Here is a 13,127-nt window from a genome sequence, read left to right on the forward strand (position 1 = left end):
AACCCGCGCCTCTAAAGATTGTCAATAGGGGATGTGACATCGACACGGGTTTTTCCGTACAAATTATGGGGGCTGTCGGGTATTCTCCCTAGTGTCTTTGGCGAAAGAAAGGTAACTTTTGTGATGCGAATTTTTTCTGTTACTCGGGCTCTGGTGCCTGGTCTGGTTCTGATTGGTCTGGTAGGGACGGCGCATGCGGACCTGAAAGTGGTCTCGAAGATGACGATGGACGCTCCTGCGATGGGGGGGCTGGGGGGCCTCGGTGGGGGTGCTCCTGCGACTCCCAAGCCCGGTGAGGCGGTCAAGTCCGTGACCTACTACAAGGGAAGCAAGGTTCGCACCGAGGATGCCGCTGGCATTATCACGGTCACCGACAACGAGGCGGGGACCATCACACGAATCGACCCTAAGAAGAAGACCTACTCGACCATCAAGCTGACCGAGCTCACCGAGCAGCTGACGGGGGCGGGTGGCCCTGGCGCGCAGTTTATGGAGATGCTGGACATGAAGGTCAAGGCCGATGTCAAGAAGGGCGGCCATGAGCGTGAGATCGCAGGCAAGAAGGCGACCGACTACCTCTGGACCGCGACCATGAGCATGAGCCTCAAGGGGGCCGCTGAGGGTGCTGGCGGGATCGCGGGTGAGGTTGCCAATATCTCCATGGAGGGCGAGCAGTGGACCACCGAGGATGTCAAGCTCCCCGGCACCCCCGCCACGGCCAAGACCGCGGCTGCACCAGCACTCCCAGGACTCGGCGGCGGCATGATGGGGGGCATGATGAAGATGATGAACAACATGCCTGGCATGAAGACCATGATGGATAAGCTGGCGGAGATCAAGGGATTCTCGCTCCTGACCAACATGAAGATCAAGATCAAGAGCCCGTTTGCGGAGGCACAGGGGGCTGATCTCTCCAAGCCCATCACCAACACGACCGAGGTGCTGGAGCTGAGCGAAGCGGCACTCGACGACACGCTCTTTGCGGTTCCTGCGGGGTTCAAGAAGGTTGCCTACGAGACACCGCAGCTCCCAGGGTTCGGAGGCTAGGCGATGCGCAACGGACTACTCGCGCTGGCGGCGGTGCTCGCTTTGAGTACCGCTGCCAGCGCCGATCTGAAGCTTGTTCAGACCACGACCATGGAGGGCGAGCTGGGACAGAAGGTGCAGAAGCCCGGGGACCCCAAGAGCCCGACTGTCACGCTGTACTACAAGGGCAACCGGCAGCGGACGGAGTCCGGGGACCGGGTGACGATCTTCGATGGCCAGCGGATGTTGGTGCTGAATACCAAGGCAAAGACCTACCAGGTGTTGCCGAAGGATCCCTCCGGTGGAGCGGCGAACCCGATGATGGCGATGATGGATATCAAGGCCGATATTCGGGTAGCACCGACTGGCAAGACCCAGACCATCCAGGGGAAGAAGGCAACCCAGTATGTCATGACCATGACCATGAACCTGGGGATGCGGCCTGGCTCGACGAAGGCTCCGGGGAGCTCTCAGAAAGCGCCTCCACCGGGTGAGATGAAGATTCCCCCACTCACCAGCAAGACCGAGCTCTGGACCGCGGAGTTTCCGGGCGTCACCCTGAGCGCGGCGATGTCGCGGCAGAGTCTGCCCAATGGGATGGGGAGCATGCCCTTCATGAAGGACATGACCGAGAAGATGAAGACAGTCAAGGGAATCCCACTGCTGACCACGACCTCGCAGGAGATCATGGGCAAGCACATGGAGATGACCATCAAGACCACATCGCTCTCCGAAGCGCCGCTCCCCGATAGTCTCTTTGCTCCACCCGCCGGCTTCAAGCAGGTGCCCTACGAGGCACCCGGCCTGATGATTCCCGGCGGCGGACGCTAGACACTGCCCCTCTCTCAGCGGATTCTCATGTCTGAGCAGAGGGGCTATCTTGATTAGTAGAACGGGCGCACTTGGACGGGCACACGGCAGGCGATTGTGGCCTTGCGTCCCCACTCAAGCGCCTCGTCCATGTCCGCGGCTTCTAGAACCCAAAGCCCCCCGATATGCTCCTTGGTCTCCAGATAGGGGCCATCGGTGACCAGCACAGTGCCGCTCCCGCCGGGCTGCACCCGAAGTGACTTTGCGGTCCGAGGTGGCTGGAGGCCCCCCACATAGACCCGGATACCCGCTGCTACCATCTCCTCGTTCAGTGCGTCGATCGCGCGGTCCATGGCCTCATCCTCGACCGTGAAAGCCTCGTAGTCATCGGGGTGGTAGATCGCAACCAAATACTTCATTCTTTTTTCCTTCCTTCTCGGACTTGTCGATTGGCAGACAGGGAAATCGACAAAACGACAAAAATAGTTGTCTACTGTCCTGTTGGCGTTGTTGTCGGGATCAGGAGGATAGCGGTGGGGACCTGGACCCCGGTGGGCTCAACCTCTTTGAGCTTGCCCCCCTCCTGGTAGACCAGCTGCGCGGAGGGGCCGCCATCGAGGCAGAGGGCTTCGTCGGGGATGGCTTGGAGCGTGGTCTTGAAGTACTCCATTAGGTAGTGGGAGAGCTCGCCATAGGTCATGGCATCGGCGCGGCAGAAGACCAGGTAGCGCTCGCTCACGGCCACGGCCATGCGCCCCGTCCGCAGGTCGCTCACGAGCTTCTCGGCACGATCGGCGATATCGACCTTCCCCCGGTGGATCAGGCGCGGGCCGCACGCCACGGCGGACTCCGGGTGCCAGGTGAACCCCGTCTTTGCCTTCACCGGCCTGTCGAAGCGCCGTGCGCCTGCTTGCTCACTTCCCACCGCCCAGGTGACCTCGGCTCTTCCGTCGCCTTGGAAGCCAATCGCGGAGCGGAGGGCGGCTCCGACCGGAGTGCCTGGCGCGACCACTTTCCCCTCCAGAACACAGAGCTGGACCACTTGCTTGCGGCGCCCCAAGGAGTCGTAGGAGTCGCCGAAGAACCCTGCATTCACACCGGCAACGGCGTTGTACTTGCGTGCCCAGTCCAGTACGGTGTGGGCATCCCCGACCACGTTGTTGCGCAGGTGCTCCAGCCGCTCCGCCACCACCACCGGCCGCACCTTGGCGACCGCGAGCTCGACCGTGAGGGTCTGCGCACCGAGCGCCTTGTTGGTGCGAAAGGTGACTCCCTCGGCGACCGTAACTTCGGACGGGGGCTCACCGCCACACGCACCTAGAATGCAAAGGGCCGCCGCGAGTGCGGCGGCCCGAAGGGGAGGGAGTCGTCTACGCTTAGACGAAGTCAAGGTCCTTGACCTCTTTGGCGTATTTCTCGATAAAGGCGCGGCGCGGCTCGACCTTGTCGCCGAGCAGGACCGTGAACATCTGGTCCGCCTCCGCTGCCTCCTCGACCGTGACCTGGGCAAGTGTTCGGTTCACCGGGTTCATGGTCGTGTCCGCGAGGTCATCGGGGTTCATCTCGCCCAGACCTTTGAAGCGGGTGACATGGGTGTCGCGCTTCTTGATCTCCTTGAGAATCCGGTCCCGGTCGGCCTCGGTGCGGGCGTAGATTTTCTGGTCCTTGCCCACACGGATCGAGTAGAGCGGCGGCTGCGCGACATAGATATGCCCGCTGTCCACGAGCGGCTTCATGTAGCGGTAGAAGAAGTTCAGCAGCAGCGTGCGGATGTGGTCGCCGTCGACGTCCGCGTCGGCCATGATGATGATCTTGTGGTAGCGCAGCTTGGCGAGGTCGAAGTTGTTGCCCTTGTCCTTCTCCTCGTCCGCCGATGTCGAGAGCGCGAGCCCGGTGCCGATGGCGGTGATGAGCTGCTTGATTCCCTCGTTGTCGAGCGCGCGGTCGATCCGGGCTTTCTCCACACAGAGGATCTTTCCACGCAGTGGCAGGACCGCCTGTGTCCGGCGATCGCGTCCCTGCTTGGCGGAGCCACCTGCCGAGTCGCCCTCGACAATATAGAGCTCGCACTTGCTGGCGTCTTTCTCCATGCAGTCGGCAAGCTTACCGGGGAGCCCGCCACCGTCCATGGCGCTCTGGCGCTTGATGAGCTCGGCGGCTTTTCGGGCGGCATCGCGGGCGCGCTGGGCGATCGAGGCCTTCTCCAGCACGGCCTTGGCGATATTGGGGTTCTCCTCGAAGAACTCCGCCAGCCCCTCCCCAACAATCGAGTTGGTGACTCCCTGAATCTCGGGGTTGCCCAGCTTGTTCTTGGTCTGCCCCTCGAACTGCGGGTTGGAGATGCGCACGGAGATCACCGCAACCAGCCCCTCGCGCACATCGTCGCCGGAGAAGTTGTTGTCCTTCTCCTTGAGGTAGTTATTCTTACGGGCGTAGTTGTTGATCACACGGGTCAGCGCCGTCTGGAACCCCGAGAGGTGCGTCCCGCCGTCCTGCGTGTTGATGTTATTGGCGAACGAGTAGATGTTCTCCTGGTAGCCCTTGTTGTACTGGAGCGCGATCTCGATCTGTGCGTTCTCTCCCTCGCGGTACTCGCGCTCTCGGTAGAAGTAGATGACGCGGGAGTGCATCGGGTCCTTGTTCTCGTTGAGATGCGCGACATACTCGGCGATCCCCCGCTTGTGGTGGTAGACCTCGGGCTCGCCGTCGTGGAGCTCGTCGATAAAGGTGATCGAGACCTCTTTGTTGAGGTAGGACAGCTCGCGGATACGGGCACGGATACGGTCGGCGGAGTAGGCCAGCTGACCTTCGTCGTTGACCGCACTGGTGAAGATCGTGTCATCGGCGAGCCAGCGCTGCATGGTGCCGGTCTCGCTAGGATCGCACTCCCCGACCACGTGGAGCTTCTTGGTGACCTTGCCGCGGGCGAAGCGAATCTTGTGGATCTTGCCATCGCGCTTGACGGTGGTCTCCATCCAGGTGGAGAGGGCGTTCACACACGAAGCGCCGACTCCGTGGAGCCCGCCCGACGTCTTGTAGCCGCCGCCACCGAACTTGCCGCCGGCGTGGAGCTCTGTCAGCGCAAGCTCGACACCGGGCTTGCCGGACTTGGAGTTGATGCCGACAGGAATCCCGCGTCCATTGTCCTCGACACTGATCGTCCGGTCTTTGTGCAGGATCACCGTGATCTTGGTACAGTGTCCCGCGAGCACCTCATCGATGGAGTTGTCGATGATCTCTTTGAAGAGGTGGTGCATTCCTGGAATGCCCGTGTCGCCGATATACATCGCGGGGCGGTGGCGAACGGCCTCCAACCCTTCGAGTTTGGAAATGGAGTCACCATCGTAGGCGGTCTCAATTTTCTTGATATTGGGCGTCTCAATGGCATCGTCGCCCTCGTTCAACGCACCTAAAATTTCGTTCTCTTTATCACTAGCCAAAGTCTGATCCTCCCGATGATTTTACCATGAAGCGTCCTTAAACTCCTTGAATCCCCAGCATTCCGGAAAGGATCGCCTCTGCTTGGTGTGGATATTGTGTGAAGTGCGCCTCTAACGCCTCCGCAGTCACAGCCCCGACCGCGCTTGCTGCCTCGGGGTTAGCCAGTCGGTTCTTGGTCGGCCCCTCAAACTGCGGATTGCGCACCCGAACCGAGATCACCACGGCAACTCCCAGCCCGGCCTTGCGCGGCTCGAACTCCCGCCCATGCGCTCGTGCCCACCTCCCGAGGGTTCGCGCGACCGCCTGCCGAAACCCCGTGAGCGGTGTCCCCGCATCGGGGAGCTCGACCCCATTGCCAAAGATGCGCCACACGGGCTCGTCCTCGGTGAAGAAAAACGCCACCTCGGCCTCGGTGCCGTCTTTGGTGCCAGAGCCCGCGATCACGGTCTCGTGCACCGGCCGTCGCCCCGCCACGTTCTCGATTGCCCACTCCGAGATGCCGCCGGGGAAGTGGAGCACCTGCGGATCACAGCCCAGGGCTTCATCGGTGAAGGTGACCGTGAGCTGGGGATAGAGGAACGCCTGCTGGCGCAAGTTCGCCAGCAGCCGCTCGACAGACCATTCTGTCGTGGAGAAAATCTCCGGGTCGGGTTTAAAGCGAATCTGCGTCCCGCTGGGGCCATTAAAAGCGCTCTCGCGCTCCGACACCAGCTCGCCCCGCTCCGTCCGAATCACCACCTCGCGCCCCGCCTGCCAGACCGTCGTCTCCATCCATTCGGCCAGAGCGCAGACACAGCAGGTTCCGACGCCGTGCAAGCCACCACCAACACGAAATGTCGTCTCTACTTTGGAGAACTTACCTCGGTAATGAAGCTCCATGAGCACCGCTTTCAGCGTCTCTAGGGGAATTCCCCGACCACTGTCGCGAACACTCAGGCTGCCATCTGTGTGGAGAGTCACCTCGATCTGGTTACAGTGCCCTGCAACAGCCTCATTGACACCGTTATCCACTAACTCCTTAAAGAGGTGGTGCATTCCTGGAATGCCTGTGTTGCCGATATACATTGCGGGACGGTAGCGGACGGCTTCCAGTCCAACGAGTTTGACCAGAACGACATCCGTGTAATCTGCTTCAATCTTCTTGATCTTTGGAGTGACTTCTTCCATGTGAAAGCCTTTCAATAATTAGTCTGAATCTGTCAATGGCTAACAGAATATTCTATCAGAATTGCGACTTTTTCGCCCGTTTTCGCCGATTTCCAATCGGCGAAAACGGGTAGAATGAGGGCGCTATGTTTACGCCTCTGGTTGCCTTTGTGGCACTTTTCTGTGTCTCCGCTCCCGCTGTCAAGAAGAAAGTGGTGGTGCGACAGCTCGCGCCGGGGGTGGAGCTACTGCAAGAGGTGACCCCAAGCGGCGACAAAGACGGGCCGCTGGTGGTGACAACGGTGCGGATCGACCCGAAGGTAAAGGGGGTGCGGGTCGAGGCGGCGCTGGGCGGCGGTGGGGTCTGGGCCAACGATGCGACCCTGGGACGAGAGATTCCCTCCAAGACCGTCGCGCGGCGCAAGGCGGTCGCGGGGATCAATGCGGGCTTTTTTCCCTTCGCGGGCAATCCCATCGGGCTGCACGTGGAGAACGGCGAGCTGGTAACCGAGCCGGGCCTGCCACGCACCGCATTTGTGCTCCTTGATGACGGTACGGTCTCGTTTCCACGGTTCTCATTTGAGGGGACGGTCAACGGGGGGGCGCTCCAGGGCCTCAACCGGAAGCCAGGAAAAGGCAACGAGCTGCTGCTCTTTACCCCGATCTTCGCGGACAAGACTCTCAAGACAGACGGGCGCGTTGAAGTGATTGTCGAGGGCGTGCCCCTGCCGCTCAAGCTCGGGTCAATCGTGACGGGGAAAGTTGCCGCGGTGCGTGAGGGCGGGCTGACTCCGCTGGCACCGGGGACTCTCGTGCTCTCGGCGGGTGGCGACTCGGTGGACTGGCTCAAGGGCTGGGCCAAGCCGGGCGAGGCGGTGACGATTGCGCTCAAAGCGACGCCGCTGGACCGAAAGCTGGACCCAAGCAAGATCCTTCAGGCAGTGACTGGCTCAGGGCGGCTCCTGGCAGGCGGCAAGTTTGCGCTGGACCTGAAGGCGGAGAAGATCGGGGCGAGCTTCTCGACAACACGCCACCCACGCACCGCCGTCGGGGTGACCGCCGACGGAAAGTTGCTCTTTGTGACGGTAGATGGGCGCCAGGCGAGCCTCTCCCGAGGTGCCTCCCTGACCGAGCTGGCAGGGATTATGCTGGCTCTGGGTGCAGTGGAGGCCGTGAACCTCGATGGCGGGGGCTCGTCGGCGTGCGCGGTTCGTGGCGCGGTTGCCAACTCGCCGTCGGAGGGAGTCGAGCGCCCGGTCGCCGATAGCCTGCTGGTCTTTGCGGAAGAGAGCTCGATGCCGCAGAGCGAGGTCGCCCTCCCCACACAGCCACAGGTGCTGACGGTCGGGGAGACCCGCTCCTTTCCCCTCCCCGAGGGCGTGGACTCGGCAAGTGTTGCGTGGACAGTCGCGGGTGGGATTGGCTTTGTCGATCAAGAGGGGAGCTTTCGCGCCCTTCGGGCAGGCAAGGGGGCACTGGTTCTCTGGCGCGGTACACAGGCGAGCCGCATCCCGCTCGTGGTGGTAAAGTCCGGTGCAAAGGCCACGCCCGAGCCCAAGCTGGACAACGCCGCGTTTGTCCCGCAGGCGGTGTTCAACGACGACGGGACCCAGCTGACAATCACGATAGCCAATAGCGAGGGGGACAAGCTAGGGAGCGAGGCGATTCAGCTCACCGTGACCGGTGGCACCGTCGTGTCAAACCCGGTGTCCACGGACTCTAGAGGCGTGGCGAGCGTGACAATTCAGTGGGACACGGCGACCGCCCCCGACGCGCGCCAGGTCAAGGTTTCGTCGCCGCTCAAGCGCTTCCAGAGCGTGATTGTGAAGCCTGCTAAAAAGCTGCCCACTCAAAAATGACGGTCTGAATCCCTGAGTGACGGTCGCGGAGGAGCTCGTAGGCTTTGGGGGCTTCCTCGGTGGGAAGGGTCAGGCTGGCGAGATCGCGCACCACGAGCTTCTTCTGCTCGATCAGCTCCAGCGCCTGCCGGATATCGTCGCGGCGGGCATCACGAGGAATGAGAAACGTCACCTCGTTCTGGAAGGCAGACTGGTAGGGCAGGGTCAGGTCGCCGGGGTAGCTTCCCTGGATCAGGTAGCGTGTCCCCTGGATATCGAACTCGTCCCAGGCAACACTCCGGGCCAGAGTCAGTGCCTCGGTGAGGACACTGGCCACCCCTGTGGTGTCCACTATAATGCTGGCCCCGTCGGGCAGGAGGGTAAGTAGCTGCTCGAAGAGGTCGTCGCCGGCGATGATCTCCAGCCCGAGCTTGGAGAGAGCATCCGTCCCGAGCCCGAAGTAGTCCACCCCAATCACGCGGACCCCTTGCTGGATATAGAGCCGCGCCGTGAGAATGCCAACCGGCCCCAGCCCGATCACCACCACCACCTCACCCACCTGCGGGCGCGCAAGCTGCATCCCTCGGTTGGAGATTGCGGCCAGACGCGCGAGGGGCGCGTCGCGAAGGGGGACCCCGAGAGGAAGGGGGATGGTCTCTGACGCCCGACGAACCGCGTGCCCGATATGCCCGCCCCAGCAGCGCTCTTGGCCCGCGACACGGCTGGTGCCGCTACAAAAGACACGGGTTCCCGGAAGAATCCCCGCCTCCTCACCGCTCTCGACGACAATTCCGGTGAGGGCGTAGCCGGGGATAAGCGGGAACTTCGAGGCGGCGGGGTGTTGCCCGGAGAGGACGCGCATCTCAACACCAGGGCTGATGCACGTAAACGATGTCTTAATCAGCACCTCGTCGGGCTCTGGCTCGGGAACCTCGACCGTGCGAACCTCAACCACTCCCGGACTGGGGAAGACAACCGCTCTCGTTTTCATGATTTCTTTTCCCTGGGTAGGAGTAGCATGGCGACTAGTGCTCCACCGGCTCCTACCCAAAACGGTGCCGACGGGGAGACTCTCTCGTAGAGTAGCCCTGCCAAGAGGCTTGCCGGAAGCGCTCCGAGCCCGACAACCAGATGAAAGACCCCAAGCTGCTGCCCGCGTGCGTTCGGGTCCGAGAGATCCGCAGCGAGTGCCTTCTGTGCCCCTTGCGTGAGGGTGTAGTAGAGCCCGTAGAGAAGAAAGAGCCCGAGCACTCCCGAAAATCCTAGACCACCGGGAAGCAGGGCGAACCCGGCATAGACCAGAGCAAAGACTCCCCAGCCCGCCAAGATCAGCGGCACCCGCCCGATCTTGTCCGACCGCTTACCCACAATATAGCCTAAGCTTGCCTCGACGACATTAAACAGGGCATAGACCAGTAGTATATTTTGCGGCGAGAGGCCCGCTCCCTCCTGTGCGCGCAGAAGCAGGAACTGGTCCGACGAGTTCGAGAGGCTAAAGATTCCCACCGCGAGCAGAAAGCGCTGGTAGGTGGGGGAGATTCCGCTGAGGGAGAAGCGGGGTACGGTCTTATTCGCTGCCTCGCGACGGGGTTGCTCTTTGACGACAAGCCACAGGAGGAGAACACCAAGGACGGCCGGGATAAACGCGAGCCAATAGAGGGTGCGGAGCGACTCGGGGTGAGTGCGCAGATACCAGTAGCCGACCAAGGGGCCAAGCACTGCCCCCGTGGTATCGAGGCTGCGGTGCAGTCCATAGGCCCGGCCGCGTTGTTCTTTGGGGCAGATATCGGCGATGAGGGCATCGCGTGGGGCTCCGCGCAGGCCCTTACCGGTGCGGTCGAGTAGCCGTGCGCCGAGCACGAGGGGCCAGCCACCCGCGACTCCGATCAGCGGCTTTGAAAGGGCTGCCAAGCCGTACCCCAAGAGAGCCAGGGGTTTTCGCCGCCCCATCCGATCCGAGACAGTCCCTGAGTAGAGCTTGAGGGTACTGGCGGTCGCCTCCGCGAGCCCCTCAATCAGCCCCAGTGCCCACGCCGGAGCACCGAGGAGGCGAAGGAGCCGCCCATTGAGGGGATAGACCATCTCGCTGGAGAGGTCGGTGAGGAGGCTAACAAGCCCGAGCGCCTTGACGGTGGCGGGGAGGGGGCGCTCAGGGTCCATGGTGCGCACAGTATACCCCCGCTCGTCGAAGCGTCAGGAGAGCGCCAGGTTCTCTTTGTCGAAGTACCGTCGGAGCGAGTTCATGGCGTGGCGAAGGAGAGAGCGTGGGGTCGAGGTCTCCACATTCAAGAGGGCGGCGATCTCGTGGAACTCTTTGTGCTCGTAGTAGCGCCAGATCAAGACCTGACGCTGTCGAAGCGGGAGCTGCGCGATAGCACCAGGCAGCAGGTGCCGTACTCTATCCATCAGGATCTTATCGTCCCACTGGTCGGTTGGGTTGAGCTCGACCGCGCTCTCTTCGTGAAGCTCCACGGAGACCTCTCGCTGCTCGTAGCGCCACTCGCGACGGGCAAAGGTAAAGGTCGAGGTGGTGAGCTGGTGTACCAGGTAGGCGCGGAGTGGCACCCCGCGCTGTGGGTCGTAGGCATCCAGCAGCTCACAGAAAATACAGAAGATCTCCCCTTCAAGATCCTTGCGAATCTCAGGGTTGTTTCCGTACTTCCAGATCAGGCGGTTGACCAAGGGCCGAAACTCTGAGAACAGAGTGTTACGGGAGACACCTGCCCACTCACCTGTCGTTGCTCCTTGTAGGAGGGAGCTGTCCTCTTCAGTCGCTAACATCTTATTGTTTACTGGTTTCATTTTTTCCCATGAGGCGGCTGGTCGTTTGTCTTCTCTGAATGCTTGGGAGCGATCTTCGGGAGGTCTCGCCTGGTTGACCAAGCTGAGCCTCCTCTTTTACGGTATGGGGAATGAACCGGGTTCGGTGGTGAGAGCACGGAGGTTCTCAAAAACGGGGACCTGTCTTGTGCCTACCTAAATGCCATTCTAGCACGGAAGTCTGTACAAACTCTTGACAAGTCTTGTGATGTTGGCGGACACATAGGAAAATTATAGCATGCCACTCGGGTGCCCGACGGAGAGATTCTATTAATTCTTGATGGGAAAGGGGTGAAATTTTTCTCGTTTCTAACGGGGCCGAGAGGTGGAAAGAAACCGGGTAGAAAAATTTTGAATCTCACCCAGAGACCGTGATCCCCAGTTATTTGGAGTCGCGCCTCCGGCTAGAAGTGCCAGAGCAGGTCGGTGTTTTTCTCCAGTGGGTGGTCCAGCAGAAACGCACGGAGCGCCGGGATGGGCATGAGGTTCTCGCGCAGAAAGGCATCGTGGAAGGCGCGGTCGGTCTTGCCGGAGGCGAGCCACTCCGTATGCAGCGCATGAACCTGCATCCCCCCGATCAAGTAGGCAAGCTGGTAGAGCGGGTCGTAGTTGCCCCCGAAGCTGCGGCGCACCTCAGCCTCGGCGTTCTTGGGCTCGTGGCCCACCTCCTCCACCAGCAGGTCGATACACTGCTGCGGTGTCCACTCCCCAAGATGGAACTTCAGTGAGAAAAGCACGCGGGCGCAGCGGTGCAGGCGCCAGAAGAGCATCCCCACTCTTTGGAGAGCCGTCTGCGGGAAGCCGCGCTCCCAGAGGAGAAACTCCCAGTGCAGGGTCCAGCCCTCCACCCAGAACGCCGTCCAGAACTGCCGCCGGTAGGGCCGGTAGCGCTCCTGAAAAAACGACTGCATGTAGTGGCCGGGAATGAGCTCGTGGTGGACCGTGGCGCGGGCGAAGGCTTTGTTGTTGCCGCGCTGGCTCATCTGCTTAAAGTCGTGCTCCATGGAGTCTGTCGGGTAGGAGACCCAGATCGTCTCGCCGCCCAGGAAGAAGGGATTGACCCGCTGCATCTCCGGCGACATCATGATCATCCGCCAGCCGTCGCGGGCGAGCTCGGGCACGGTCAGCAGCTCGTTGTCTTCCACAAAGGCAATTGCCTCGCGCGTGAGGTCGCGGATCAGCCCCACTTGCTCGCCCGGCTTGCAGTGGTCTTGCTTGGCCGCCTCGATCGCCGCGCGTCCGTCCGGTAGCCCTAGCTCCTGCGCCGCTCGCTCTAGCTCTGCGAGGCACCACTGACGATCGGCATCGGCCTTGGAAATCAATTCTTCCGGCGTGTAGGGGATAAAGTTGGCCCGAAGCTCCGAGATCAGCGCCTCGCGCCCCACCGGGTCCCCGACAATGGCGTCGTTATCCGATGGCTTGAGCGCGGCAGCGTACTCGGTGAGCGCCTTGTCCAGCTTCTCATAGGGCACGCGGCACCACCAGCCGACCAGAGGATCGTAGCCGCCATAGAACGTCCACCAGTTTTTCAGCGTCTCCTTAACACTCTCTGTGGCTTTGGCGGCGCGACCTCTCCCCGCCGCTGAGACGGCGACCCGGGTACCCTCTGGGTGCGGCTTCGCGAAGAGGGTGATGGCGCTGAGTGCGCGATCAAGGACGTCTGCTGCTGCTTCTGCATCGATGGGCAAGTGATCGCGCCGGGCATCGTCGAGCTGGGTGAGCGGGAGCACAAACGGCACGAGGCTTGCGATCTCGTCGAACTCCGCCTTGCTCCGCCCGAGGCGCTCGCTCTCGCGGGTGAGGAGGTTACGAAAGAGGAGCCAGTCGAGGCGATCGGGCCGCGTGAACGCGTCGAAGGGGAGCTTCTCTAGTGCCTCGGTCCACGCACCAAAGTATGCGGTGAGCTTTTCGTAGCGCAGCGGCGAGTAGGCATTGGGGTAGCGGCGCTCGATAGCGGAGCGGTCCGATGCAAAGCGCGCCAAGATGGCGGGCATTCGGTCCTGGGAAGGGGTAAGGAGCTCGTCGAGGGGGATCATGCGGCGATTA

General features: G+C 61.8%; 11 protein-coding genes. 3 read left to right on the forward strand and 8 right to left on the reverse strand.

The window, feature by feature from the left end; translation table 11 throughout:
• The first annotated feature begins 123 nt into the window (after nucleotides 1-123).
• Both HNQ39_RS25770 and HNQ39_RS25775 read left to right on the forward strand, forming a co-directional pair.
• Nucleotides 124-1,047, forward strand: coding sequence for a hypothetical protein (locus tag HNQ39_RS25770; RefSeq protein WP_184203473.1), 924 nt, complete (start codon nucleotides 124-126; stop codon nucleotides 1,045-1,047).
• 3 nt (nucleotides 1,048-1,050) lie between these two features.
• Nucleotides 1,051-1,857, forward strand: coding sequence for a hypothetical protein (locus HNQ39_RS25775; RefSeq protein WP_184203474.1), 807 nt, complete (start codon nucleotides 1,051-1,053; stop codon nucleotides 1,855-1,857).
• Nucleotides 1,858-1,910: 53 nt separating this feature from the next.
• On the opposite strand, the gene HNQ39_RS25780 is transcribed toward HNQ39_RS25775, so the two are convergent.
• From HNQ39_RS25780 to HNQ39_RS25795, 4 genes are all read right to left on the reverse strand, one after another.
• Entirely contained in the window at nucleotides 1,911-2,255 is a 345-nt protein-coding gene (locus tag HNQ39_RS25780; RefSeq protein ID WP_184203475.1) for a YciI family protein, read from the reverse strand.
• A gap of 71 nt (nucleotides 2,256-2,326) precedes the next feature.
• Nucleotides 2,327-3,226: a phosphodiester glycosidase family protein gene (locus HNQ39_RS25785; protein ID WP_184203476.1), complete on the reverse strand. Its 900-nt coding sequence runs from the start codon at nucleotides 3,224-3,226 to the stop codon at nucleotides 2,327-2,329.
• Nucleotides 3,213-5,219: a DNA gyrase/topoisomerase IV subunit B gene (locus HNQ39_RS25790; protein WP_343075988.1), complete on the reverse strand. Its 2,007-nt coding sequence runs from the start codon at nucleotides 5,217-5,219 to the stop codon at nucleotides 3,213-3,215. Before HNQ39_RS25790 ends, HNQ39_RS25785 begins: the two co-directional genes overlap by 14 nt.
• 94 nt (nucleotides 5,220-5,313) lie before the next feature.
• On the reverse strand, nucleotides 5,314-6,444 hold the full coding sequence (locus HNQ39_RS25795; protein WP_184203478.1) for an ATP-binding protein: 1,131 nt from the start codon (nucleotides 6,442-6,444) through the stop codon (nucleotides 5,314-5,316).
• A gap of 125 nt (nucleotides 6,445-6,569) precedes the next feature.
• On the opposite strand from HNQ39_RS25795, the gene HNQ39_RS25800 reads away from it, so the two are divergent.
• Nucleotides 6,570-8,282 carry a phosphodiester glycosidase family protein gene (locus HNQ39_RS25800; protein ID WP_184203479.1) on the forward strand — a complete coding sequence of 571 codons (1,713 nt, stop codon included), beginning with the start codon at nucleotides 6,570-6,572 and terminating at the stop codon, nucleotides 8,280-8,282.
• On the opposite strand, the gene HNQ39_RS25805 is transcribed toward HNQ39_RS25800, so the two are convergent.
• The 4 genes from HNQ39_RS25805 to HNQ39_RS25820 all read right to left on the reverse strand — a co-directional run bounded on the left by HNQ39_RS25805 (nucleotide 8,257) and on the right by HNQ39_RS25820 (nucleotide 13,117).
• Nucleotides 8,257-9,252, reverse strand: a complete 996-nt coding sequence (locus HNQ39_RS25805) for an alcohol dehydrogenase catalytic domain-containing protein (protein ID WP_184203480.1) — start codon at nucleotides 9,250-9,252, stop codon at nucleotides 8,257-8,259. The two genes, HNQ39_RS25800 and HNQ39_RS25805, sit on opposite strands and share 26 nt — an antisense overlap.
• Entirely contained in the window at nucleotides 9,249-10,421 is a 1,173-nt protein-coding gene (locus tag HNQ39_RS25810; RefSeq protein ID WP_184203481.1) for an MFS transporter, read from the reverse strand. The genes HNQ39_RS25805 and HNQ39_RS25810 overlap by 4 nt, the downstream gene beginning before the upstream one ends.
• Before the next feature lie 33 nt (nucleotides 10,422-10,454).
• A complete protein-coding gene (locus HNQ39_RS25815) occupies nucleotides 10,455-11,042 on the reverse strand; it encodes an RNA polymerase sigma factor (protein ID WP_184203482.1) in 588 nt (195 codons plus the stop codon).
• A gap of 443 nt (nucleotides 11,043-11,485) precedes the next feature.
• Nucleotides 11,486-13,117, reverse strand: a complete 1,632-nt coding sequence (locus tag HNQ39_RS25820) for a DUF885 family protein (protein ID WP_184203483.1) — start codon at nucleotides 13,115-13,117, stop codon at nucleotides 11,486-11,488.
• Nucleotides 13,118-13,127 lie beyond the last annotated feature (10 nt).

It is taken from the genome of Armatimonas rosea, assembly GCF_014202505.1.
In the GTDB taxonomy this organism is placed as follows: domain Bacteria; phylum Armatimonadota; class Armatimonadia; order Armatimonadales; family Armatimonadaceae; genus Armatimonas; species Armatimonas rosea.